The 23115-nt window shown below is 60.9% G+C and carries 31 protein-coding genes; 16 read left to right on the top strand and 15 right to left on the bottom strand.

The window, feature by feature from the left end; genetic code table 11:
- Window positions 1–77 precede the first annotated feature (77 nt).
- The gene (gene phaZ, locus AB4X18_RS15995; protein ID WP_432816788.1) at window positions 78–1364 is read left to right on the top strand and encodes a polyhydroxyalkanoate depolymerase; all 1287 of its coding nucleotides are present in this window, start codon (window positions 78–80) and stop codon (window positions 1362–1364) included.
- Window positions 1365–1367: 3 nt separating this feature from the next.
- Window positions 1368–1946, top strand: coding sequence for a DUF6151 family protein (locus AB4X18_RS15990; RefSeq protein ID WP_370401026.1), 579 nt, complete (start codon window positions 1368–1370; stop codon window positions 1944–1946).
- Between the two features lies 1 nt (window position 1947).
- Here AB4X18_RS15990 and AB4X18_RS15985 read toward each other — a convergent pair whose 3' ends face one another.
- The 4 genes from AB4X18_RS15985 to AB4X18_RS15970 all read right to left on the bottom strand — a co-directional run bounded on the left by AB4X18_RS15985 (window position 1948) and on the right by AB4X18_RS15970 (window position 4572).
- Entirely contained in the window at window positions 1948–2658 is a 711-nt protein-coding gene (locus AB4X18_RS15985) for an alpha/beta fold hydrolase (RefSeq protein WP_370401025.1), read from the bottom strand.
- A 72-nt stretch (window positions 2659–2730) separates the two neighbouring features.
- On the bottom strand, window positions 2731–3366 hold the full coding sequence (locus tag AB4X18_RS15980) for a hypothetical protein (RefSeq protein WP_370402647.1): 636 nt from the start codon (window positions 3364–3366) through the stop codon (window positions 2731–2733).
- Between the two features lie 17 nt (window positions 3367–3383).
- Window positions 3384–3812: a VOC family protein gene (locus tag AB4X18_RS15975; protein WP_370401024.1), complete on the bottom strand. Its 429-nt coding sequence runs from the start codon at window positions 3810–3812 to the stop codon at window positions 3384–3386.
- Between the two features lie 10 nt (window positions 3813–3822).
- A complete protein-coding gene (locus AB4X18_RS15970) occupies window positions 3823–4572 on the bottom strand; it encodes an alpha/beta fold hydrolase (RefSeq protein WP_370401023.1) in 750 nt (249 codons plus the stop codon).
- Between the two features lie 111 nt (window positions 4573–4683).
- On the opposite strand from AB4X18_RS15970, the gene AB4X18_RS15965 reads away from it, so the two are divergent.
- Together AB4X18_RS15965 and AB4X18_RS15960 are read left to right on the top strand one after the other, a co-directional pair.
- Window positions 4684–5433 carry an ArsR/SmtB family transcription factor gene (locus AB4X18_RS15965; RefSeq protein ID WP_370401022.1) on the top strand — a complete coding sequence of 250 codons (750 nt, stop codon included), beginning with the start codon at window positions 4684–4686 and terminating at the stop codon, window positions 5431–5433.
- 26 nt (window positions 5434–5459) lie between these two features.
- Window positions 5460–5897: an MAPEG family protein gene (locus AB4X18_RS15960; protein ID WP_370401021.1), complete on the top strand. Its 438-nt coding sequence runs from the start codon at window positions 5460–5462 to the stop codon at window positions 5895–5897.
- Between the two features lie 89 nt (window positions 5898–5986).
- On the opposite strand, the gene AB4X18_RS15955 is transcribed toward AB4X18_RS15960, so the two are convergent.
- Together AB4X18_RS15955 and AB4X18_RS15950 are read right to left on the bottom strand one after the other, a co-directional pair.
- Window positions 5987–6232, bottom strand: a complete 246-nt coding sequence (locus AB4X18_RS15955; RefSeq protein WP_370401020.1) for a hypothetical protein — start codon at window positions 6230–6232, stop codon at window positions 5987–5989.
- A 158-nt stretch (window positions 6233–6390) separates the two neighbouring features.
- On the bottom strand, window positions 6391–7206 hold the full coding sequence (locus tag AB4X18_RS15950) for a creatininase family protein (protein WP_370401019.1): 816 nt from the start codon (window positions 7204–7206) through the stop codon (window positions 6391–6393).
- Window positions 7207–7401: 195 nt separating this feature from the next.
- Here AB4X18_RS15950 and thrS point away from each other — a divergent pair, with 195 nt between their 5' ends.
- The 5 genes from thrS to AB4X18_RS15925 all read left to right on the top strand — a co-directional run bounded on the left by thrS (window position 7402) and on the right by AB4X18_RS15925 (window position 12152).
- Window positions 7402–9360, top strand: coding sequence for a threonine--tRNA ligase (gene thrS / locus AB4X18_RS15945; RefSeq protein ID WP_370401018.1), 1959 nt, complete (start codon window positions 7402–7404; stop codon window positions 9358–9360).
- A 267-nt stretch (window positions 9361–9627) separates the two neighbouring features.
- Window positions 9628–9933: a BufA1 family periplasmic bufferin-type metallophore gene (locus AB4X18_RS15940; protein WP_432816787.1), complete on the top strand. Its 306-nt coding sequence runs from the start codon at window positions 9628–9630 to the stop codon at window positions 9931–9933.
- Window positions 9934–9994: 61 nt separating this feature from the next.
- Window positions 9995–10858, top strand: coding sequence for an MNIO family bufferin maturase (bufB, locus tag AB4X18_RS15935; protein ID WP_370401017.1), 864 nt, complete (start codon window positions 9995–9997; stop codon window positions 10856–10858).
- On the top strand, window positions 10855–11613 hold the full coding sequence (locus tag AB4X18_RS15930; protein WP_370401016.1) for an HvfC/BufC family peptide modification chaperone: 759 nt from the start codon (window positions 10855–10857) through the stop codon (window positions 11611–11613). Before bufB ends, AB4X18_RS15930 begins: the two co-directional genes overlap by 4 nt.
- A complete protein-coding gene (locus tag AB4X18_RS15925) occupies window positions 11610–12152 on the top strand; it encodes a DoxX family protein (RefSeq protein WP_370401015.1) in 543 nt (180 codons plus the stop codon). The genes AB4X18_RS15930 and AB4X18_RS15925 overlap by 4 nt, the downstream gene beginning before the upstream one ends.
- A gap of 5 nt (window positions 12153–12157) precedes the next feature.
- Here the strand turns inward: AB4X18_RS15925 and AB4X18_RS15920 are convergent, their stop codons facing one another.
- Window positions 12158–12478, bottom strand: coding sequence for an arsenate reductase family protein (locus AB4X18_RS15920; RefSeq protein ID WP_370401014.1), 321 nt, complete (start codon window positions 12476–12478; stop codon window positions 12158–12160).
- A 181-nt stretch (window positions 12479–12659) separates the two neighbouring features.
- Here AB4X18_RS15920 and AB4X18_RS15915 point away from each other — a divergent pair, with 181 nt between their 5' ends.
- A complete protein-coding gene (locus tag AB4X18_RS15915) occupies window positions 12660–12866 on the top strand; it encodes a cold-shock protein (protein WP_370401013.1) in 207 nt (68 codons plus the stop codon).
- Window positions 12867–12932: 66 nt separating this feature from the next.
- Here the strand turns inward: AB4X18_RS15915 and AB4X18_RS15910 are convergent, their stop codons facing one another.
- From AB4X18_RS15910 to thyX, 5 genes are all read right to left on the bottom strand, one after another.
- On the bottom strand, window positions 12933–13217 hold the full coding sequence (locus AB4X18_RS15910) for a hypothetical protein (RefSeq protein ID WP_370401012.1): 285 nt from the start codon (window positions 13215–13217) through the stop codon (window positions 12933–12935).
- Window positions 13218–13483: 266 nt separating this feature from the next.
- Complete coding sequence (locus AB4X18_RS15905) at window positions 13484–13807, bottom strand: TraR/DksA family transcriptional regulator (RefSeq protein WP_370401011.1); 324 nt, start codon at window positions 13805–13807, stop codon at window positions 13484–13486.
- On the bottom strand, window positions 13804–14130 hold the full coding sequence (locus AB4X18_RS15900) for an arsenate reductase family protein (protein WP_370401010.1): 327 nt from the start codon (window positions 14128–14130) through the stop codon (window positions 13804–13806). The genes AB4X18_RS15905 and AB4X18_RS15900 overlap by 4 nt, the downstream gene beginning before the upstream one ends.
- A 102-nt stretch (window positions 14131–14232) precedes the next feature.
- Window positions 14233–15855: a P-loop ATPase, Sll1717 family gene (locus tag AB4X18_RS15895; RefSeq protein WP_370401009.1), complete on the bottom strand. Its 1623-nt coding sequence runs from the start codon at window positions 15853–15855 to the stop codon at window positions 14233–14235.
- Entirely contained in the window at window positions 15852–16757 is a 906-nt protein-coding gene (thyX, locus tag AB4X18_RS15890; protein ID WP_370401008.1) for an FAD-dependent thymidylate synthase, read from the bottom strand. The genes AB4X18_RS15895 and thyX overlap by 4 nt, the downstream gene beginning before the upstream one ends.
- Before the next feature lie 244 nt (window positions 16758–17001).
- Here thyX and AB4X18_RS15885 point away from each other — a divergent pair, with 244 nt between their 5' ends.
- Genes AB4X18_RS15885 through AB4X18_RS15860 form a run of 6 tightly spaced genes read left to right on the top strand, consistent with a single transcriptional unit; the run spans window position 17002 to window position 21871 of the window.
- The gene (locus AB4X18_RS15885) at window positions 17002–17895 is read left to right on the top strand and encodes a hypothetical protein (RefSeq protein ID WP_370401007.1); all 894 of its coding nucleotides are present in this window, start codon (window positions 17002–17004) and stop codon (window positions 17893–17895) included.
- On the top strand, window positions 17895–19241 hold the full coding sequence (locus tag AB4X18_RS15880) for a surface lipoprotein assembly modifier (RefSeq protein ID WP_370401006.1): 1347 nt from the start codon (window positions 17895–17897) through the stop codon (window positions 19239–19241). The genes AB4X18_RS15885 and AB4X18_RS15880 overlap by 1 nt, the downstream gene beginning before the upstream one ends.
- 35 nt (window positions 19242–19276) lie before the next feature.
- Window positions 19277–19711, top strand: a complete 435-nt coding sequence (locus AB4X18_RS15875) for a VOC family protein (RefSeq protein ID WP_370401005.1) — start codon at window positions 19277–19279, stop codon at window positions 19709–19711.
- Window positions 19712–19713: 2 nt separating this feature from the next.
- The gene (locus tag AB4X18_RS15870) at window positions 19714–20424 is read left to right on the top strand and encodes a DUF1194 domain-containing protein (RefSeq protein WP_370402646.1); all 711 of its coding nucleotides are present in this window, start codon (window positions 19714–19716) and stop codon (window positions 20422–20424) included.
- Window positions 20421–21134, top strand: coding sequence for a DUF1194 domain-containing protein (locus AB4X18_RS15865; protein WP_370401004.1), 714 nt, complete (start codon window positions 20421–20423; stop codon window positions 21132–21134). Before AB4X18_RS15870 ends, AB4X18_RS15865 begins: the two co-directional genes overlap by 4 nt.
- Window positions 21131–21871 (top strand): DUF1194 domain-containing protein, encoded by a 741-nt coding sequence (locus AB4X18_RS15860; protein ID WP_432816786.1) that lies wholly within the window; start codon window positions 21131–21133, stop codon window positions 21869–21871. Before AB4X18_RS15865 ends, AB4X18_RS15860 begins: the two co-directional genes overlap by 4 nt.
- Here the strand turns inward: AB4X18_RS15860 and AB4X18_RS15855 are convergent, their stop codons facing one another.
- The 3 genes from AB4X18_RS15855 to AB4X18_RS15845 are packed head-to-tail and all read right to left on the bottom strand — an operon-like array spanning window position 21872 to window position 23091.
- Entirely contained in the window at window positions 21872–22372 is a 501-nt protein-coding gene (locus tag AB4X18_RS15855) for a MarR family winged helix-turn-helix transcriptional regulator (RefSeq protein ID WP_432816785.1), read from the bottom strand. It abuts the gene before it with no gap.
- Window positions 22373–22430: 58 nt separating this feature from the next.
- Complete coding sequence (locus AB4X18_RS15850; RefSeq protein WP_370401001.1) at window positions 22431–22700, bottom strand: succinate dehydrogenase assembly factor 2; 270 nt, start codon at window positions 22698–22700, stop codon at window positions 22431–22433.
- Window positions 22693–23091 (bottom strand): helix-turn-helix domain-containing protein, encoded by a 399-nt coding sequence (locus AB4X18_RS15845; protein ID WP_370401000.1) that lies wholly within the window; start codon window positions 23089–23091, stop codon window positions 22693–22695. Before AB4X18_RS15845 ends, AB4X18_RS15850 begins: the two co-directional genes overlap by 8 nt.
- Between the last annotated feature and the right edge of the window lie 24 nt (window positions 23092–23115).

Raw genomic sequence — 23115 nt, 5'->3', positions numbered from 1 at the left:
TGCAGCATTACGTCGTCCATACCGGGAGGGGAGCGACGGAGTACTCAGTATCGGGCCCACAGTAAGGAGACCTCCCCGTGCGCTATATGGTAACTTACGACCTGATGGAAACCATCAGAAACACAAATCAATGGATGGGCGCGTCAGCGCTCGCATTGGCATCTTACCCCGCTTTTTCGATGTTTCCAAACCCCGCCTTGGGCTGGATGGCGGCCTGGGGCGAAGTGACCGAACGCACGTTCTCCCGCATGGTGATGAAACCGGACTGGAATATTCCCCCTTTCGTGGGCAGCAACGGCACCGACCGGCTGGTAAGCATCGAAAAGGTGGTCGAACGCGACTTTGGCGATCTGGTCCACTTCCGGGTGCAGGGCCGCTCCGTTCCCAAGCGCAAAGTGATGCTGGTCGCGCCGATGTCGGGGCATTACGCCACGCTGCTGCGCTCCACCGTGATCAGTCTGCTGCCTGATTGTGACGTCTATATTACCGATTGGCACAACGCCCGCGACATCCCCGTCAGCGCAGGCAAGTTCGATATTGAGGATTACACCCTCTACCTCGTTGATTTCATGAAACACCTTGGCCCCGACACCCATGTCATCGCCGTATGCCAACCCGCGCCGCTGACGCTGGCCGCCACCGCCTATCTGGCCGAAGAAGATCCCAGCGCGCAGCCCAGCACCCTTACCCTGATCGGCGGGCCGATCGACCCCAGTGCGGCTCCCACCGAAGTCACCGACTTTGGCCATTCCGTCACCATGGGCCAATTGGAAGAATTCATGTGCCAGCGCGTCGGCTTCAAATACGCAGGCGTCGGGCGCAGGGTGTATCCGGGCCTTCTGCAACTGGCCTCCTTCATCTCCATGAACGGAGAAACGCACGCGAACGCGTTCCAGGACCAGATCACCCGCGTCGCGCAGGGTCTGGCGCATGAACACGACAAGCACAACAAGTTCTACGACGAATACCTCGCCGTGATGGACATGACTGCTGAATTCTACCTGTCCACCGTGGACCGCATCTTCAAGAACGGCGAAATCGCGTCGAATTCCTTCACCGTGAAGGGCAAGCATGTCGACATCGGCAAGATCACCAGCGTCGCGGTGAAGACAGTCGAAGGATCCAAGGACGATATTTCAGCCCCCGGTCAGTGCATTGCCGCCCTTGACCTGCTGACCGGCCTGCCGGACGACAAAAAAGCCAGCCATGTCGAAGACGGCGCGGGTCACTATGGCATCTTCGCCGGCAGAAGCTGGCGCAACAACATCCGCCCGCTGGTGCTGGATTTCATCGACGACAACGAAAAAGAAACTCCGCCGGGCTACCGCAAGAAGAAAGCGGCCAACAAGAACGCAGCGGCTTGACCGATGGCAGGCGTTGATCTTCCCTTCGCCTGCACCTGCAACACTTTGCTTGGCACGCTGCTGGGGGTTTCCGGTTCAAACGGGACGCGTGCGGCGTGTTTCTGTACCGATTGCCGCGCGGCCGAAGTCTATGCGGGCCAGCCTGATCCGGCTCCCGGCCCCGTACACCTTTATCAGACCACGCCGGACAAGGTCCGCTTTGACGCGGGCCTCGACCAGTTGGTGGTCTTTTCCTTTTCTCCCAAAGGCTTGCTGCGATGGCAGGCAAAGTGCTGCGGCGCGATCCTGTTCAATACGGTGCGGTCGCCCAAGGTGCCTTTTGCCTCCCTGCGCACCGACCGGCTGACCGACACCAGCGCGCTGGGGCCGGTCGTCGCCCAGGCCTTCGTGCGCAAACCCGACGGCACGCAGGGTCATCAGGGCGGCAGCAGGTTCGTGCTCGGCATGCTGACACGGGTGCTGCCCTGCCTGCTGTCAGGACGGTGGAAGCGCACGCCCTTCTTCGACGTGGCAACGGGCGCGCCCATCCGCGAGGTGCATATCGTCCCCAAGGCCGACCGCGCGGCCCTGCCCCTGCCCTAAGCTACCTCAGCACCAGCGGCATGCGCATCCAGTCGCGCAGCGCGGCGGTCACCTCGCCCGGTGTTTCCAGCGTCGGCAGGTGACCGGCCTCCTCGATCACGCGCAGTTCGGCACCGGGGATCAGTTCGGCCATGAAACTGTGCCGCTTGACCGGACACAGCGCGTCATGCGCGCCGCACAACACCAGCGTCGGTGCGCGGCACTTGCGCAAGGTGACCTGCTGATCGCGCCGCCGCTGCAACGCACGGGACTGGCGGATGAACACCTCCGGCCCCAGCACCTCTGCCATATCCATCACCAGCGCCATCACATCGGCCCGCTGCGGACCGGGGGCAAGGTAGTTCGGCTTCATCTCGTCCCGCATCACCTCGATCAACCGGCCCGAACGGACCTTGACGATCTGCGGCTCCCGGTTGGCCGCGACCACGGGTGTTTCCGCCAACGGATTGGTGTCCATCAACGCCAGACGGCTGACCCGGTCGGGCGCGCGACGCAGGATCTCCATCGCGACGATGCCGCCCATGCTCAGCCCCGCCAGCGCGAACCGCGCGGGCAATGCGCCCAACAGGTTCGACGCGATCTCCTCGATCCGTTCGCCGTGGCTGACCGGGGCGACCATGACCGGCATTTCCGACGACAGCTCCGCAATCTGGGGGCCAAAAAGGCGCGCGTCGCACATCATGCCGGGCAGCAACACAAGGGGTTCGATCATCCAGCCCTCCACGCGCGGGGTCCGGGGCATGGATGCCGCAGACGCAAAATCGCGCAACCTATAGCCGCGCCATCAAGGCGCTGCAACACGCCGCATCGGCAGATCAATGCCACACAGGGGCGGGAAATCCGCATAGCGTGCGCGACGCTGTTGCAAATCCTCCTCCGGCGCCGCGCCCGCGCGCAACAACATGCCCCGCGGTGCCATGTAGCTTGAGATCGTGCGCCGCGGGTCAGGCCGCCAGACAAGGTTGAAGGCCGCCAGCTTGGGGAAAAACCACATCTCCGAATAGGGCAGATGGTCATGCACCCACCACGCCAGATCACGCCAGTCGCGGCCCTTTTCATATTGATCAGCAAACCACGGGATGACGATGCTTGCCCCGGCGATGGCGTCCGCCCCCGCGCCCCGGTCCCAGATGTGACATTCCAGCGGGTGATCATTGCGCGCGCAGTTCAGCCGGTTGTCATTGCCGTAAGCGTTCAGCGCAGGCGACCGATAGCCTGAGCGCACCGCGACCCGGCCAAACGTTTCCTCCAGCGGGTCCATCAGGGCGGTGCAGAACGCACGGCCATTCTCGACCACCAGTTCAGGGTTTTCAGGCACGTTGGGGATGCCGTGATAGCCGGAAATCTCCGAATACATGAAGTCACGCATGAAAAAGTGCCGTGACAGGCGGATGCGCCCGAAAGTTTCAAGGCTCCACATGCTGCGGGGGCTGCGCATCAGCCGTACCCGTTCCAGCGAAACGCGCCATCGTCGCGCAAGGGAGAGAACGGATTGAACGCCACTTCCCAGATATGACCCTCCGGATCGGCGAAATACCCGTGATGCCCGCCCCAGAACACGTCCGACGCCGGTTTGAGCACCCTACCCCCCGCCGCCGCAACCTGCGCCAGAACACGTGCGACGTCCTCTTTCTCGTGCACGTTATAACCCAGCGTCGCCGCCCCGTGCCCCAGCACATCAGCACTCACGCCAATATCCTCGGCCAGCTTGTCCAGCGGATAAAGCCCCAGCGTCTGCCCGATCAGGTCATAGGCCACCACGCCGTCCTCCGTCTCCACCCGCCGCCAGCCAAGCGCGTCGTAGAACGCGGCCAGTGTCGGCACGTCGCTCGCTCCCAGCGTGATCAGAGAAATCCTTTGGTCCATCCTCGTCTCCTCAACTGCCTGCCAGAACCTCTTCCAGCGCTTGCGTGATCAGCTCCAGGCAGGGCTCATCCGAAAACCGGTGATCGGCGTCCTTGACCAGTGTCAACCGCATGTCCGGCCCGGTTGCATGTTCCAGCAGGCGCTGGGCCGTTTCCACACTGACGGCGGTATCTGCGGTGCCTTGCAGGAACCGCACCGGAAACGGTAAATGCAGGGGCGTGCGCAGGACCAGCTGGTCGCGCCCGTCCTCGATCATGCGTTTGGTGATGATGTAGGGCTCCATGTAGTCGGACGGCAGCGCCACTGATCCCTCGGTCTCAAGCTGCGCCTTCTGCGCGTCGGTGAAGGTCGCCCAATAGCCGTCTTCGGTAAAATCCGGTGCTGCGGCAATGGTGACCAGTCCGGCGATGCGCGCGGGTGCGGCGCGACACAAAAGCAGCGCCTGCCACCCTCCCATGGAGGACCCCACTGGCACGATCGGTCCTTTGGTCAGCGCCGCGACCGCAGCGGCCGTGTCCTCCGCCCAGTCCCCGATACAACCGTCGGTGAAGTCGCCCGACGACTCACCATGCCCGGAATAGTCGAATCGCAGGAATGCGCGGCCCTGCGCCCGCGCCCATTCCTCCAGAAAGACCGCCTTGGTGCCCATCATGTCGGACTTCAGACCGCCCAGAAAGACAATCCACGGCCCGCGCCCTTCGGTCCGGTGATAGGCGATCTTGCGCCCTGTTTTTGCTTGTAAAATAGACGCTTCTGCCATGTGCCCCCCTCGTTTGAAGGCGATCATGCGCGGGGATTTCTGGCGGAGCAAGGAGGATTTTATAGGTGACCACCTTGTCACGTGACTATTGAGTAACCTATAAGGAATACCATGGACATGATTTTCAAAGCCCTTGCCGATCCGGCCCGCCGCACCCTGCTGGACGCCCTGCGCCAGCGCGACGGGCAGACCCTGCAAGAGCTGACCGAATTGTTGGACATGACCCGATTTGGCGTGATGAAACATCTCGCCGTGCTGGAAGAGGCAGGCCTCGTCATTCCGCACAAGAAGGGGCGTTTCAAATACCACTATCTGAACGCCCTGCCCCTTCAACAGACGATTGACCGCTGGATTGAGCCGATGCGCGCAAAACCGGCGGCACGAGCGGTCCTCAATTTCAAACAAGACCTCGAAAGGAATACCACCGTGTCAAAACCAGATTTCATGATGCAGACCTTTATCCGCTGCACCCAGGACGCGCTTTGGGATGCGCTCAGCGATCCGGCCAGCATGGCCGCTTATCATTTCGCCTGTGACCGGGTTGACGGCCGCGCCAGCGCGGCAGGCGACAACGTCACCTTCATCCTCCCCGACGGCAGCAAGATGCTTGAACAGGAGATCATCCAGATCGATCCCAAATCGCGGATCGAGACGACCTTTCAGCCGCATTTCTTCGGCCCCGACGCCCCCGGTTCACGCATGGCCTACACGATTGAGCCGCAAGGCGACGTCTGCAAACTGACGATTGAACACTACGACCTGCCCTCCGGTCAGGAAGGTGTGGCCGAAGGCTGGGCACGGCTGGCTGCCTCTCTCAAGTCATGGCTCGAAACCGGGACCGGCTTGAAAGCCGCAATGTAACGCATTCACACAAAAGGAATTTACCGATGGAAACATTTCCCACAGAACTGGGCATCCTGACCTGCCTGATGATCCTCGCCGCGTCGCTCTGGATCCCCTATATCGTCGGGGTCAACACCGTGCCCGAAGGGTCCCTGCCCGCCGATGCGCCGGATGGCTTTATTCTGCCGGGCAATCCCACGCTGCACCGCCCCTGGGTGCAGCGCGCCTACCGCGCACACCTCAACCTGTTGGAACAGGGCATTCCCTTCGCTGTGCTCGTGTTGCTGGTGGACCGGATGGATGGCTTCACCGCGTTGACATTCTGGACCGCGATTGCCTTCTTCTGGCTGCGCGTGGCCCATGCGATCGGCTATATTACTGCCGGGGCGCGCTTCCCGCTGCGGCCACTGATCTTCACGGCCGGTTGGGTGTGTTGCCTGCTGATGGCCTTTGCGGTCTTTACCGCGCGCGGCATCGCATAACCCGGCTGCCGTCTTTCGCACCAACAAAAAAGCCCTGTCGCAGCACTGCGGCAGGGCCTTTCTTCATACCGGGGGATATGAAACGCGGCTCAGCCGCTGACGTAGGTGTTTTTCTTGGGGCGGTAGAAAATCTTCTGGTCGTGCAGACGACCCAGCAATTCCTCTCCCGTGCGCTGGTCCTGCTCCACCACGCGGATGGATTCCAGATCGGCGGGGGTGTCATCGCTCAGCGCGCGGCGCATCCGGCACAATTCCCGGCCCCGCGCACGCAGCGCTTCCTCGATCAGGTCGACGTCTGCAATGGACAGATCAAAACGGCGATTGAAGCTCGGCATCGGGTACTCCTCAGGATTTCGCTTGATCCGCAGGCGCTGCGGTTATGTCGAAAATAGACGCAGATGTGTCGCAGTCAACGTATATCTGGGTATACAATCGCCGCCAGCGCTAACATGTTGATCGATTGCCTAATTCTTGTGCATCCGCCGAACCCCGCTCAAGACGTAAACGGAACGCCAGCAGTCCCCTTGCCCCGCCTGTCATCTGGCGGTGCCCAGGTCTGCGCGTCCAGGATCAGCGCGGCAATCCCCTCCGCGCTCGCTTCCAACAGCGCCTCGCCCTTTTCAGCGGTGGATTTCTCCGGCGTGCCGGACACCCCATCCACGGTCGCATGTGCAAAGGGCCGCCAGCGGTAGGACGCCCGCCCCGCCTTCAGAAACCCCGGCCCCCCTTCCCCCGGTGTCCCGATCGCCGCAAGGTCCTGCGTGTCCACCAGATCGGCCTGACACGCCAGCATCATGGAGGTTTCCGCCTCTCCCGCGTGCTGAACCCCGTCCTGATCTTCCAGCAACGCTGCAATCTCCGGTCCCGCCTCAATGGCATAGGTCGTGGCCACGATCGTCGCCGCACAGTCGGGCGACAGTTCATCACACAACTGTTGCATCGCGATGATGTTGCCCCCGTGCGAATTCGACAGCAGGATCTTGCGAAACCCCAGCCGCGTGATCGACGCGATCAGGTCCGTCAGCACCGCGCGCAGCGTCGCCGCCGATACGGTCAACGTGCCACCAAAAGGCATGTGATGCTCCGACAACCCCGACCAGACAACCGGGGTGACCACCACGGGCCGCGTCGCCGCCACCTTGCGCGCGGCGCGCACTGCCACCTCATGACCCAACCGCGTGTCCGTCATCGTGGGCAGATGCGGCCCGTGCTGTTCAATCGACGCAATCGGCAGGATCACCACCGCATCCTGCCCCGCCAAAACGCGCAACTGATGCGCAGCCATCCGCTGCCATTCGATCTCTGCCATGTCTGGTCCTCCCTCAAGCTTTCCTGCCCCGACTAAGGCGCACACACGCCCACTTGGCAAGCGGACCCAATCGACACGCCATGCCCCCGAATGCGCCACAGCCCCTTGACGCAGACGCCCCGCCGCCGCAAAGAGACGTCACATAAACCCGCAACCGGGCGTCTCGTGGGCGCCAAACTGACGAGGAGCGCCGACATGGCCCCCAAAGATAGCAATATCTCCCTCACCCTTCCCGATGGCAACGCGCGCAGCTACCCCGCTGGCATCACTGCGGGCGACGTCGCCGCCGACATCTCCAAATCGCTCGGCAAGAAGGCCATCTCTGCCACCGTGAACGGCGCGCATTACGATCTGGCATGGCCCATCGACGCTGACGCAAACATCGCCATCCACACCATGGCTGACGAAGATCAGGCAAACGAACTGATCCGCCACGACTTTGCGCACATCATGGCCCGCGCGGTGCAGGAAATCTGGCCCGACACCAAGGTGACCATCGGACCCGTCATCAAGGACGGCTGGTACTATGACTTCGATCGCGCTGAACCCTTCACCCCCGAAGACCTCGGCCTGATCGAAAAGAAGATGAAGGAAATCATCAACAAGCGTGAACCCGTCACCACCGAGGTTTGGGACCGCGACCGCGCGATCAAGTTCTACGAGGCCAACAATGAACCCTACAAGGTCGAACTGATCAACGCCATTCCCGGCGATGAACCGCTGCGCATGTACTGGCACGGCCACTGGCAGGACCTGTGCCGGGGTCCGCACCTGCAACACACCGGACAGGTGCCGGGGGATGCGTTCAAGCTGATGTCCATCGCAGGCGCATATTGGCGCGGTGATTCAGACCGCGCGATGCTGCAACGCATCTACGGCGTGGCCTTCACCGGCAAGGAAAAGCTGCGCGCGCATCTCAACATGCTGGAAGAAGCCGCCAAGCGCGACCACCGCAAGCTGGGCCGCGAGATGAACCTGTTTCACATGCAGGAAGAAGCCCCCGGTCAGATCTTCTGGCACCCCAATGGCTGGAGCGTCTACACCTCCCTGCAGGACTACATGCGCCGCAAACAGCGCGCCGATGGCTACAAGGAGGTCAACACCCCCCAGGTCGTCGACCGAAAACTGTGGGAGGCATCGGGCCACTGGGACAAGTATCAGGAGCATATGTTCATCGTCGAGGTTGAGGAGGAACACGCCAAGGAAAAGGCGATCAACGCCCTGAAACCCATGAACTGCCCCTGCCACGTGCAGATCTTCAATCAGGGTCTGAAATCCTACCGCGACCTGCCCCTGCGTCTGGCGGAGTTCGGATCCTGCAGCCGCTATGAACCCTCCGGCGCGCTGCACGGCATCATGCGGGTGCGCGGGTTCACACAGGACGATGGCCATATCTTCTGCACCGAAGACCAGATCGAAGCGGAATGCGCCAAGTTCATCAATTATCTTGCCGGCGTCTATGCCGACCTTGGCTTCACCAATTTCGAAATCAAGTTCGCCACCCGTCCCGAGCAGCGTGTCGGATCGGACGAAAGCTGGGATCACGTGGAAGGCGCGCTGGAAGCGGCGATCAAGGCCACCGGACGCGATTTCACGCTGGAGCCGGGCGATGGCGCGTTCTATGGCCCCAAGCTCGACTTTTATCTAACCGATGCCATCGGTCGGGTCTGGCAGTGCGGTACCTTTCAGGTGGACCCGAACCTGCCCGAAAGGCTGGGCGCGACATACATCGGCGAGGACGGCGCGAAACACCGCCCCTACATGCTGCACCGCGCCTGCCTTGGCTCATTCGAGCGTTTCATCGGTATCCTGATCGAGGAACACGCAGGTAAACTGCCCTTCTGGCTCGCCCCGCGTCAGGTCGTCGTCGCCTCCATCACCTCGGAGGCGGATGAATATGTGGGCGAAGTGGTGGAGACGCTCAAAGCCGCAGGCGTGCGGGTCGAGGCCGACATGCGCAACGAAAAGATCAACTACAAGGTCCGCGAACATTCCGTCGGCAAGGTGCCCGTGATCCTTGCCGTAGGCGGGCGCGAGGTGGAAGAGAAAACCGTCTCCGTCCGGCGTCTGGGGGAAAAGCAGACCTCCGTGCAGTCCCTTGCTGATGTGGCCGCGGCACTCGGGGCCGAAGCAACACCGCCCGATCTGCGCTGATACATGGGCGGGGGCCTTCGGGGCCCCTGCCCAGCCCCCGCATGCGTTGTAACATTCCTCACGCTGGCCCCCTGTGCGGCGTGCCGCCGGACCGGCGTCTGTAACATTTCATCACGAAAATCGCGCACCAAGCGGCGAATTCCTACGGTTTTCGGCAGATTTTCTGACGGATGCGTGACACACTCGGCTGTGACTGGCGCAATCGACAACACGGTGCTTTATTCTTTCCACCACCAAGTGAATGCAGATCATCAAAGGAAGGTCATCATGTCCAACACAATGAAATCCATCGCCATTGCCGGTGCGGTCGCTGCCGCCATGACAGCAAGCACAACGACAACGGCCAATGCGGCTTCCAAGGAAAAGTGCTATGGCGTGTCGCTTGCAGGTGAAAATGACTGCGCTGCCGGCCCCGGCACAACCTGCGCAGGCACCTCCGTGACTGACTATCAGGGCAACGCATGGACCCTCGTGGACGCAGGCACCTGCGAAAGCATTGACCTGCCGACCATGGCTGACGGGTCGGAGCGTAAAGGCTCGCTCGAAGCGCTGGACCGCGACCTGCCGGCCTAAGCCTTTCGTCTCAGGCGGTTCTGCCGCCTGAGACATCCCCATGCAATACCGGAGCAATCCCATGCTCGACGCAGCCGCAACGTTCCGCGCCCTGCCCCACGCCGCAGGTGTGGGTTACAAACCCCAGCATTTCACCGACCTGCAACAGGACCCCGGCCCCGTCTCGTGGATCGAAGTACACGCGGAGAATTACATGGGCGATGGCGGCCGCCCGCTGGCGCAGCTTGCTGCCCTGTCGGAACGCTTTGCCATTTCAGTGCATGGCGTCGGCCTGTCCATCGGCGGTGAAGGACCGCTGGACCCCGATCATCTGGCGCGGTTGAAAAAGCTGTGCGACTGGATCAAACCGGCCAGCTTTTCCGAACACCTCGCCTGGTCCACCCACGGGTCGGAGTTCCTGAACGATCTTCTGCCGCTGCCCTATACACCCGAAACGCTGGCCCATGTTGCCGCGCATATCAATCAGGTGCAGGACGTGCTCGGGCGGCAAATGCTGCTGGAAAACCCCTCCAGCTACCTCGCCTTTGAAGAATCCAGCTTGTCTGAAACGGACTTTTTGGCGGAACTTACCCACGTGACTGGCTGCGGCCTCTTGCTGGATGTCAACAATGTCTTCATTTCAGCCACAAACCTGAACCTCAGTGCTCAGGCCTACATCGACGCCTACCCGACGGACCGTGTCGGAGAGCTCCACGTGGGCGGCCATGATGAAGACGCCGACGATCACGGCGCCCCCCTGCTGATCGACAGCCACGGCAAACCCGTGGTCGATCCGGTGTGGTCCTTGCTGGACTACACGCTGGCCCAAACCGGCCCCAAACCGGTGCTGGTCGAATGGGACACCGACGTGCCCGACTGGTCCGTGCTGCGCGCCGAAGCCCTGCGCGCCGACCGCGCTCTTGCGGCGATTGCCCCGGTTCAATGACCACCCAGACCGCCTTTCGCGCAGGCCTGCTGGATGCCATGGCCCCCGTCCCGGACGGATTGATCGGCCCGGATCAGGGGGCGGCAGGCAAGCGATACGACGTCTACCGCAACAATGTCACCCATTCCCTGATCGAGGCGATGCGCACCGCCTTCCCGCTGGTCCGCAAATTGATCGGGGCGCAGAATTTCGACAACATCGCCCCGCTTTACGTCCGCGCGCACCCGCCTGCTTCGCCTTTGATGATGTACTACGGCACGCAGTTTCCCGCGTTTCTGGAAGCGTTCGAACCGCTGGCCCACATCGGATACCTGCCCGATGCCGCCCGGCTTGATCTGGCCCTGCGCCGGTCCTATCACGCCGCCGATGCCGCGCCGTTTGACCCCGCCGTCCTGCAACATCTGGATGCTGACGCGCTGATGCACCGGACCTTCACCCTCGCGCCTGCCACGGTCGTGCTGCGTTCCGCCTGGCCCCTGTTCGACATCTGGCGGTTGAACAACGAAGATGGCGCGCCCAAACCGCGTGCGGTTGCGCAGGACATCCTGATCACCCGCCCGGAATTTGACCCCGCGCCCCATGCCCTGCCCCCCGGTGCCGCCGATTGGTTGGAGGCTCTGGCCGCAGGTCGGACACTGGGTCAGTCCCACGATGACGTGGTCGCTTCGCATCCCGCGTTCAATCTCGAAGCCAGCCTGACACTGGCCCTTACCACCCAGGCTTTTGCCCAAGACCCGACTAAGGAATTGAAATGACTGCACTTACCTCAACTTACACCGCGATGGCCGCCCGGTTGGAGCGGGCAGACTGGCTTCTGCCGACGCTTGCGCGTCTTGTCTTCGCGGGGGTTCTGCTGATCTATTTCCTGAACTCGGGCATGACCAAGTTGGGCGATGGGCTTGCGGGCCTCTGGACTCCCTCCGTGGGCGCCTACGCGCAGATCTTTCCCAAGGCGATCGAAGCGGCCGGGTACGATACCGAAGCGCTCAGCCTGTGGCAAAAGCTGGTGGTACTGGGCGGGACATGGGCAGAATTCATCCTGCCGGTACTGATCGTGGTTGGCCTGCTGACGCGTCTGGCCGCCCTTGGCATGATCGGTTTCGTCGTCGTGCAAAGCGTTACGGATGTGTATGGCCACGGCGCCACGGATGCCATCGGCGCATGGTTCGACCGCTTCGCCGATGCCGCCATCATGGACCAACGCGCGCTGTGGGTGCTGATGTTGCTGATCCTTGTTTTCAAAGGTGCAGGCCCGCTTTCGATTGATCGGGCGTTGAAACCCACCGCAGGCTAGGCTGGTCAGAGACGGGATTGCACCTCGGCTTCCACATCCTTGTTCCAGCCCAGAAAAAGCTGGTCCCCCACCGCGATCAGGGGCCGCTTCATCACCGATGGTGTGGCCTTGATCAGATCAAGCGGAGGCTGCTGCCGCGCCGTGTCGTCCAGCTGTCGCCAGGTGGTGGACCGGGTGTTGACCAGTGCGTCGCCAAACGTCGCATGGGCCTGCGCCAGCACCGCATCCGGCACGCCGTCAGCGCGGACATCCACCAGCGTTGCCCCCGGCAAGGCCTTGAGCGCCTTGCGGCACGTGTCGCAATTCTTCAAACCGTATATCTGCATACCACCCCTGCTTCATTTCAGCGCAGACCGCCGTTTTGGGCCCGTTATCACGAAAGATTTCGCGCATCTTTCTTGATTTTTCAACTCAATGAACAATCTTTTTCTTTGTGGGCCCGCGTGTTTTGGCGGCGCTGCACCCCGAACGATTGGGTCAAGTGGAACGACAAGAAGGACGCAGACTATGCCGACCGGCACCGTCAAATGGTTCAACACAACCAAGGGCTATGGTTTTATTGCCCCCGAAGAAGGTGGAAGTGATATTTTCGTACACATCTCCGCCGTTGAAAGGTCCGGTCTGACCGGGCTGGCTGACAACCAGAAGGTCAGTTTCGAATTGCAGGAAGGCCGAGATGGCCGCCAGATGGCGGCGGACATTACGCTGCTGTGAATTCGAAAGCCCCGGTTGCACGGATGCACCGGGGCCACATCCAACCAACGCGGACCGCAACAGGGATCAGTCGCAGCCCTTGTGACCTTCCTTGCAATGTGCGGTCGCGGAATAAGTGCGCGTCTTTTTCACGCGATGCCGCTTGACCGGATGCGCCATGGCCTGCGCATAGCTGATGTGCTGGTTCGGTGTACCGCAGCAAATGACGCCGGAGATGGTGACAGGCTGCAAGCCCGCGGGGCAGTAATTCGCACCGTGGTAGGGGTAGATCTTGGCATCCGCTGCGGCCATTTGCGGTGCCAACGCGCACAGGGCAAACCCCGCCGCGGTCAGTGCTGTTTTGAGACGCATGTTTCCCTCATCTTGTTGTTCTTGACTGCTTGATGCGCAAATCTTGCCCCAAGCCGACGGGACAAGTCCAGTTTTTTCTGGCTTCCCCCTGCCTGCGGGCGGCCCATGTCGCGGTGACGATGGCTGCGGCCGCTGGCCCTGACATCTGCGGGGGTGGGGACGCAGGAACGCGAAGGTCCGTCTTGTCCGTGATTGAGACCGGGTTACCCATGGGTAACCGTAAGAAATTGTTAATATTGATGAATTTTGTGTTTATGCACCGTGCGCTAGCCCCGGATACACTCCAGACAGCGGGCAATGGCGGGGTCGGCGGCAAGGCGCGCGGGCGCGATTTCTTCGCCACAGTCGGTGCAATAGCCGTATTCGCCGTCTTCCAACCGCTGGAGGGCGGCGTGGATTTTCTGCCGTTCGGCGGCGCGGCGGCGGGCTTGGGCCTGCGCCATGGCCTGGTTCTGGAGCGCGTCCATTCGGGTGAGCCGCCCGGTGGACTGCTGATCAAGGGTGACGGGTTTCTGGGAGGGGGCGGCGGCGGTGTCTTCGGCGTCGAGGGCTTTGAGCCGGGATTGGAGGATGTGGCGCGGGTCGGTCACGCCAGCCAGACAGATTGCGCGGCGTCATCCCAGCCCAAAGTCATGCGCGCGCCGTCGGTGATGATGGGGCGGGCCATGAGGGCGGGTTGATCCATCAACTGCGCCTCGGCCTCGGATTCGCGCATCCATGCGTTGAGGTTGCGGTAGATTTGCGATTTGCGGTCGATGATGTTGTCGCCGAATTCGGCGATCAGAGGGGCCCATTCGGCTTCCGACAGCGGCTCGGCGCGGACGTCTCGGAAGGTGGGCTTGTGGCCTGCGTCTTCGAGGGCCTTGAGCGCTTTTTTGCAGTCGGTGCAGGTGGGGAGGCCGTAGAGGATCATTTGGGGGGCTTTCGGAGTTGCGTTTGAATGATGAACCCATCGGTTTTAGTTTAAAGGATCTGCGAAGACACCCGCGGCTGCGTTCCAAACCACGGAGAAAATTTATCTTATGGTCGCGAGTGCGGCTTGAAGCATTGGGTGAATCCGAACTTTTGACGAAGAAGTAAGAACCGTCGGTGCGATTCTCCGATGTGTCTTATAGAACCACTGAAAGGGTTGTTGAGGGGAGGTGTTTACGCCTATCGCCCCAACCAAATGAAGGCGGACCATCAAAGACTGCACCAGTGTAAAGACGTGAATATCCGAACCCGAAGTCACAGAGTTGTCTACCAGCTGAAACAGCGGATCCTTCTCGTATCGCCTATCGGCGACTAGTTCTTCAAGCAAAGTGTCTGCAAACCTTGAAGTATTTAACTCTGACAATAGGAATGACTCGCGTCGCTCACGTAGAACTTTTAGGCAAGGTTCTATCGCAGGATAAACTGGCCTCCATTCATCTACCATTGCATCATACCGATTGGTTGAATATATCAACTCTGCCTTCAAAACATCTGATTTAGAAATCTCCGTTTTTTCGGCCCCTTGGGCGAAACAAAGATTCACAAAGGTAATGATATCGCGCGGGCGAAGCAAAGTGCGTTCAATTAGAAATGGGAAAGTCTTTACCTTATTAATAACTGGCGGCATTATGTCATCGAAAAAAACATTCTGCTTGGTGTACTTTCTCCGATAGAGAAAATTTATTCGATCGTTTACCAGAGTTCGTAGCTGTTCAGGCGTCCATGAGATGCGCGCGAAGTAGTCTTCATACTTTTCGCTCTGGAAGCCATCTTCCTTAGTTTCCTCGATAACCTTCTCCATCAAGTCAGCTCTCAGAGCAACAACTACCTTCAGGTTCCGAATTTTACGCATACTCTTTAGCGCTTCAATTAGCGATCGAATAAGAGAGAACTTCACATTGTCTCCAATCCAATTCTCATCAAGCTTATCAATAAGGACATAGTGTGAAGCTTGACCATTGCTGTCATACGCGGAGAGAAGCCTGATGACCTGTGCGAGTTCAGTTAGAAGATCTGCGTCCACAACAGACTTCACTCTTTGAACTAGCTGAGTCTTCTTTTCTTGCCCAAGCTTTCGGACGAAACCTGCATCCAGCGCGAATTTTTCAAGCTCAGTAGTAAAATTGGCTTCAATAGCCTTTTCCAAAGTCTCTGTGATCTCTTTGACCGTTTCGTCAACCGATATCCAGAATTTCCCCTCCCATTTTTCCAAATAGGCTAGCGCTCGCTTCTTTGCACCATCTCCTGAAAAAGCATCCTTCAAATTTCCAAACCATCTTTTTGAGGAATCCTCTGACTTGATTGCATATCGGAGCTTGATATACTCAACACATATTACATGCTTCCAAAGAGCTTGGAAGAAATGATCCATTGGAACACCAAGCTCAGTAAGAAACGAAATGACGTTGCTATTTGAAATATAATTGAGGGATAGTTCATCTAACTCAACGGAGTAAACTCTTTCCTCAAGCTTCTCTATCATTCGTAGTGCTGCAGTTTTCCCAATTCCCGTACTCCCAAGAATGATCATCTTCGGAGACTGTGGAGATCGTACTTCCGCGACTATTGGGTGGTCGAAAAAGCATTCAAATAGAAACTCATCATCTGCTTCAGCCGACAGTTGGCCAATCGACGCCCCATTTTGGATAATCGGATTCTTAGTCAACCAATAACCCCCTCAAACTCCCGCCATTCCCCCTTAGACATTCCAGAGGTCTCTTGCGTCACCTGCTCACCCTTCACCATCCGGCGGATACAATCAATAGCTGTAGCGCTCAGATTTTCTCCACCCAAACGATAGTCCTCAAACGCCCCATAGGCCGCAGGCACCCAGTCCGCCACGACCTTGCAGATCGCATCGGCATAGACCCGGATCTCATACTGCGCATGTTCATCCGCGCGCAGGCGCAGGAAGTGGAACAGGTTGTGCAGGTCCACCTTCCAGTACCACTGGGTATAGACGTTTGCGGGCAGGTTCATGCGGGCGAGTTCGCGGGCCAGGCCCTCCTGCCCGTCCTGAGAGATCATCGCCTCGTAGTTGTCGTAGGCGCGGTTGCTGTCGGTCTTGAGGATTTCCAGCACGCGGGCGGCTTCCTCGCCTTCGAGCGTCCCGCCCCGGCCCTGATTGTTGACCACAGATTGTGCGGCGACGTGTTCGGGTGCGGGGATGTAGAATTCGCGGTCGAGGATCGAGTAGCGGGCGGAGTATTCGTTGACGTTGGCGGTGCGGTGGCGGATCCACTGGCGGGCGACGAAGACGGGGAGTTTGACGTGGAGCTTGATCTCGCACATCTCGAACGGGGTCGAATGCCAGTGGCGCATCAGGTAGCGGATGAGGCCTGCGTCGTTCTGCACGCTTTTGGTGCCCTTGCCGTAGGACACGCGGGCGGCCTGGCAGATCGCGGCGTCGTCGCCCATGTAGTCGATGACGCGGATGAAGCCGTGATCGAGCACGTCGTAGGCCTTGTACAGATGCGCCTCCATCCCCGGCACGGTGGCGCGCAGGGTCGGTGTGGCCTCGGCGCGCAGGGCGTCGATTTCGGCTTGTTGCTCGGGGCTGAGGGGCATGGGGGCATCCTTCGTGATATGGGGCGGTGGAATTTTCAAAGGTGGTCGGCGTGAACCTGCCCAAAGCCGTCGGCAGATTCGTCTCTTACTATATATGCGCAGATGGCCATCAGGAACCGCCATATACGGTATTGTTTTTCGGCTGCACCTTTGCGGCAATTCGGCCAGAGGTGTCGCGGTGCGTTGACATTGGGGAGCAGCGATTTGAGGATGGCCGCAACGCATTTTTCGAGGGCAGAACATAGTGACACGTATTTGGATGGGCCTTGCGCTTGGGTGCGGGCTGGCAGCTTGTGGGGGCACGCCCCCTTTTGGTGGAGATGCGACGGACCCCGATCCCGAGCCGGGCGCAGATACCAGCGCCGGCAGCATTTTCATCGACGACGAGGATGCGTTCCTGCGCCTCAACAATATCGAATACGACAGCGCCACCGATACCCTGCGCCTGAACAACCTGCCGTTCGACGATGACAACAACGTCTATGCGCGCATTCCCGGCTCGGCCCTGGCGGGTGGGTTCGGGGCCTATGAGAGCCTTCAGGACGGCCCGGGCGAGGTTGAATACTTTGCCGTCTTCCGCCGGTCCGATTCCGGGCTCACGCAGGTGGCTTCGGCCAACACAACGCAGTACAGCGACTTCGGGTATGGCGGTGCAGGCGCACAGCGGATTGCGGGTGGCGTGCCGGTCTTGCCCAACGACGGGGCGATTTACGTCTTCACCGGCAACTATGCCGCGGTGCGCACGACAACCAACACCGCCGGACGGGACACGCCGAATTTCGTCACCGGCACGGCTCAGGTCACTGCGGATTTTGGTGATTTCGACGTGACGGGCGCCATCAACGGCCGGATCAGCAACCGTATTCTGTACGATGAGAACGGCGTTTCGCTGGGCGCACTCGACACGGTCATTGTCCTTGAAGACACCACGATTGACCGCGCCACCGGCATCATCGACGAGGCCGAAGCCTTTGAGATCGAAAACGCCACGGGGGATGAGGCGCGCCGCGGTGATTGGTCCGGCGTCGTCGCAGGACCCGGGGGCACAGAGGTGTCCGGATACATTATCGTGCAGGATGGCAGCGGCACCTCGGACGGCGAAGTTCGCGAAGTTGGTGGCTTCATCACGGACCGGTGATGCAAAGGCTCGCCCTCCTGCTGGCATTTGTGGTGGCACTGGCATCCGGTGCTGCCGCGCAACAGCAGGCTGACCTGACACCTCAGGAAGCGCGCATCATGGCCGCACGGTTGCTCACCACCGGGCAGCCGCAGGCCGCGTTGGACGTGACCTCGGTGCTGGTAAAGCGCGATCCGGACGATGGCCCCAGCCTGATTGTGCAGGCGCAGGCCCTGCGGACCCTCGGGCGCTATGGTCCGGCGCAGGAGGCTGCGCGCCGCGCCTGGGCGGTCAGCACGCATCCCCTTGATCGCTATGCCTCTGCCCTCGCGATGGCGCAGGCGCTGTCGTCGGACGGGCACAAGACGCGCGCGCAGTTCTGGTTGCGGCGGGCGGGAGACGTCGCGCCAAACCCACGGTTGAAGGCGCGCGCGGCAAGGGATTTTGCCTATTTGCGCAAGACGAACCCGTGGTCTGTGAACTTCTCCTTCGGGATCACCCCCAGCGACAACGTCAACAATGCGCCACGGGACAACACCGTCATTCTGGGCGGCTTGGTCTTTACCAACCCTTCCGCGGTGCCGATTTCCGGGTTCGAGATCCGGTCGGACGTGGAGTTGCGGTACAACTTCGCCGAAGAACCGAAAAAGCGCAATTTTGTCAGCCTGTTGTGGACCGAAAGTCATGTGGTCTTCAGCGACGATAACGTGCCTGTGGGCGTCGAGGCCTCCGAATTTTCCTATCGCAAGCTGGAGACGACGCTGGGGCGCGATTTCACGGCCGGGCCGGGCAAGCCGCGTCAGACCGTATCGGTCAGCCTAGGTCGCATCTGGTCGGGCGACAGCACGCTGGCGGATGAAATCCGGCTGGACTGGCGGCAACGCTATGCCCGCCCGGAGGGACGGCGTTTTGCCTGGGACGCATCGCTGGGGTATTCGGACCGCAAGGACAATGACATCCGTTCCGGCATCACCTCCACGCTGGGGGCGCAATGGAGCAGGCCGCTGGAGAACGGCGGGCGGCTGGGCTGGCAGACGGAAGTGGGGCGCACGGATACCGACAGCAGCGCGCTGACCCACACGCGGCTGAACCTTGGCGTGCAATATACCCACCCCAAACCGGTCATGGGGGCGATTGCACAAGTCGGGATGAGCGCGGAATTGCGCCGGTATGACGATCCGCTCTATGGTCCGGATGCGCGGCGCGATACCAAGGCAACGCTGTCCACGTCATTACTGTTTGTTGATTTTGACACCTATGGCTTTGCGCCTAAATTGACATTTGAAGCAAGCCGGACAGAATCGAATGTCTCGCGCTTTGAAACACAAAACCTGGGGCTGCAGATCGGATTTCAATCCCTGTTCTGAGCCGCCCCTTCCTGGCCGTAAAGGACCGATATCCCATGCCAATAAAATACCTGCACACGATGGTGCGTGTGAAAGACCTTGATGCCTCTATCGCATTCTACAAATTGCTGGGGCTGGTGGAGCGGCGCCGGATGGACCATGAAGGCGGCCGGTTCACGCTTGTGTTCCTGTGCCCGCCCGGCATGGACGATGGCCACGCGGATGTGGAACTGACGTATAACTGGGACGGTGACGACGGGTTGCCGTCCGACAGCCGCCACTTCGGGCATCTCGCCTATACGGTGGAGAATATCTATGACGCCTGCCAGCACCTGATGGACAACGGCGTGACCATCAACCGCCCGCCCCGCGACGGGCGGATGGCGTTCGTGCGCAGCCCCGACAACATCTCGGTCGAGCTTTTGCAGGAAGGTGACAGCCTGCCTGCAGCGGAGCCCTGGGCCAGCATGGAAAACACGGGCCATTGGTAAGCATCGCCGCCCTTGGTGCTGGTGTCGTGGCGGGGGCCTTGCTGGCGGGTGATGCGGCGGCGCAGTGCCGTCTGGCGCTGTTGCTGGGGTTGGATATTTCGTCTTCGGTGGACGCGGGCGAGGATGACCTGCAACGCGGCGGCATGGCCGCAGCCCTGCGCGCGCCCGAGGTGCAGGCGGCTTTTTTCGCGGCGGATCAACAGGTTGCCCTTGCCGCTTTTGAATGGTCCGGGCGCTATAATCAGGAGCTTTTGCTGGATTGGACCATGATCGAAGCCCCCGCTGATCTGGAGCGCGCGGCAGATGTGATTGCCGCCAGCCGCCGCAGCTACGGCGAATTTCCCACCGCGATGGGCGAAGCGCTGGCCTTTGGGGCGGAGCTGATGGCGCGGGCGCCCGCGTGTCTGGGCCAGACGATCGACATGGCAGGAGACGGGGAAAACAACGAGGGGCCAGGCCCCGCGATGGCCTATGCCCTGCCCGCCTTCGGGGCGATTACGGTGAACGGGTTGGTGGTTGCCAACGCGGCCGAATTTCAGACCGAAGACCGGCTGACGGCATATTACCGCGACAATGTCCTGCATGGGGCGGGGGCGTTCATGGTCGTGGCGGACGGGTTCGATGATTACCTGCGCGCGATGCGCAAGAAGCTGGAGCGCGAAGTACGTCCGCCCACGATCGGCGCGCTGGCCCCGGCGGAGCAGGCAGGATGAGGCGGCTGGCGGGCCTTGCGGTGGCTTTGGTGTGCGCCCTGCCCGCAGTGGCGGTGGCGGAGTGCCGTCTGGCGCTGGTGCTGGCGTTGGATGTCTCAAGCTCCGTCGATCCGCGCGAGGATACCTTGCAGCGCGGCGGCGTGGTGGCGGCGCTGACGTCACCCGAAGTGCAGGCGGCGTTCTTTGCCGCCGATCAACACGTGGCGCTGGCGATCTACGAATGGTCAGGGCGCTATCAGCATCAGTTGATCCTTGACTGGACCCTGATCAACAGCCCCGGTGCGCTGGTGCGGGCGGCGGAAACGGTGGCCAACAGCACGCGCAGCCATACGGAATTTCCGACCGCGATGGGTTTTGCCCTTGGCTATGGCGCGCGGCTGCTGGAACGTTCGCCCCCCTGTTTGCACAAGACGTTGGATATGGCGGGTGACGGGCAGAACAACGATGGGTTCGGGCCGCAGTCTGCCTACAAGGAATTTCCCTATGCCGATGTGACGGTGAACGGGCTGGTGGTGAATGCGGCTGATTTCGAAGGCGAAGTCGGGTTGCTGGCGTTCTACCAGGCGGAGGTGCTGCATGGACCCGGGGCCTTCATGGTCGTGGCCAACGGGTTCGAGGATTACGAGCGTGCCATGCGCCGCAAGCTGGAGCGGGAATTGTCGCCGCCCAGCATCGGGGCCTTGCCCGGTGGACAGGATGATGCGGGATGATACGGGCGGCGTGCCTTGCCCTGGCGATATGTGCGTCGGGCACTGCCGGGGCGGAATGCCGGCAGGCGCTGGCGCTGGGGCTGGATGTGTCGGGATCGGTGGATGCGCGGGAATATCGCCTGCAATTGGGCGGTCTGGCGCAGGCCCTGGATGACCCCGAAGTGCGGCGCAAGCTGTTGGCGATGCCCGAAGCGCCGGTGCGCATCATGGTCTTTGAATGGAGCGGGCCCGCCGATCAGGTTGTGCTGGTGCCGTGGTCGGAAGTGGACAGCCCCGGCGCGCTGAATGGCGTGATCGAGACCCTGCGCCAGACCACCCGCCGACAGGCCACCCCCGGCACGGCGCTGGGGCAGGCGATGCAGGTGGGGGCGCGTTTTCTGGCGCGGCAGGCCGATTGCTGGAAGCGGACGCTGGATCTGTCAGGCGACGGCAAATCGAACCTCGGCCCGCGCCCGCGAGAGGTGCGCGACGGGCTGGACGCAACGGGCATCACGATCAATGGTCTGGTCGTGGGGGTCGATGACCCCAACATCGGGGACATCCGGCAGTCTGAAATCAGCGCGCTGTCGGCGTATTACCGGGCGGAGGTGATCCTTGGCCCGGATGCCTTCGTGCAGACGGCCATCGGTTTTGCCGATTACGCCCGCGCGATGCGGCAAAAACTGTTGCGGGAGTTGGACGGGCTGGTGTTTTCGCAGGCAAGGGTCCCGCCCCTGCCCGCGCAGATCAACCGCTGATCAGTAGATATAGCGGATCTGGTCGGTCCAGTAGCGTTCGACCCGTTTGAGCGATGTGGTGATATCCGACACCCCGGTCGGGCCAAGAACGCCGGTATCTTCGAGGCCGTCCGCATGTCGGGCAAACAATGCGGCAACCACATCACGGATTTCGCGGCCCCGTTCGGTCAGGCGCACCCGCACCGAACGGCGGTCAACCTCGCACCGCTGGTGATGCATGTAGCCCATTTCGACCAGCTTCTTGAGGTTGTAGCTGACGTTGCTGCCTTGATAATAGCCACGGCTTTTCAATTCGCCGGCGGTGACCTCGTTATCGCCGATGTTGAAAAGCAAAAGCGCCTGTACCGCGTTGATTTCGAGCACGCCGACCCGTTCGAATTCATCCTTGATCACATCCAGCAGAAGACGGTGCAACCGCTCCACCAGTGATAGGGCTTCAAGGTAGCCATTCATGAACCCCTTGTCCGGCAGCGGCGCCGCGATCCGTTCCTGCACGCTCATTCTTGCTCTCCAAAACTGTTGACGGAGAGGACTTTGAACAAAAAACCAGAATATTTGGTTAAACCGTGCGGGCCGTTGAAATCTGGGCCTTTATCCGGTCGATCAGGGGGCTGTAGTGGGCAGGCGGGGCCACCTGTCCGGTGACCCATTGATAGAGATCGTGGTCATTTTCATTGAGCATCCGGTCATAGAGCGTCAGCCCGGCGTCATCCATGTCGGCAAGGTTGTGATCGGCAAAAGCCGACAGGATCAGGTCCATTTCCTTTATCCCGCGCCGCATGGAACGCATGGCGAGCCGCTTGACCCGATGCTCTGCCGGTTCAGGCATGGGCGGGTTCCTGCATGATCCGGCGCAGGCGTTTTTCCAGCCGCCCCATGGATTCGGCCTTTTCGTGCATTTCACTGCGCAAAAGCCGCATTTCCGCGAGGATGCCATTCAGTTCGGCGGGTTGTTCATCGCCCGCATCCGGCTCCGACAGGCCTTCGCCTTCGCCGTTGATCAGCCACATCATCGAAACATTCAGCAACCCTGCAAGCATCGACAGGCGGTTCGCGCGCGGCTCTGACAGGTCGTCTTCCCATGCGCGCAGGGTGGCCACGCGCACACCAAGGCGCTTGGCCAGACCGGCTTGTGTCATGTCGGCCTGTTCCCGTGCGGCGGCCAGTCGGTCACCAAATGTTGCCGCGTCAGGGCCGTACCAGTCTGTGTTGTCATTCATCTGAAGTCTCCTGAACCTGATCCC

The organism is Sulfitobacter rhodophyticola (genome assembly GCF_041281685.2).
Lineage (GTDB): Bacteria > Pseudomonadota > Alphaproteobacteria > Rhodobacterales > Rhodobacteraceae > Sulfitobacter.
Note: the sequence above shows the minus strand (reverse complement) of the source record. Positions and strands in the feature narration are given on the sequence as shown.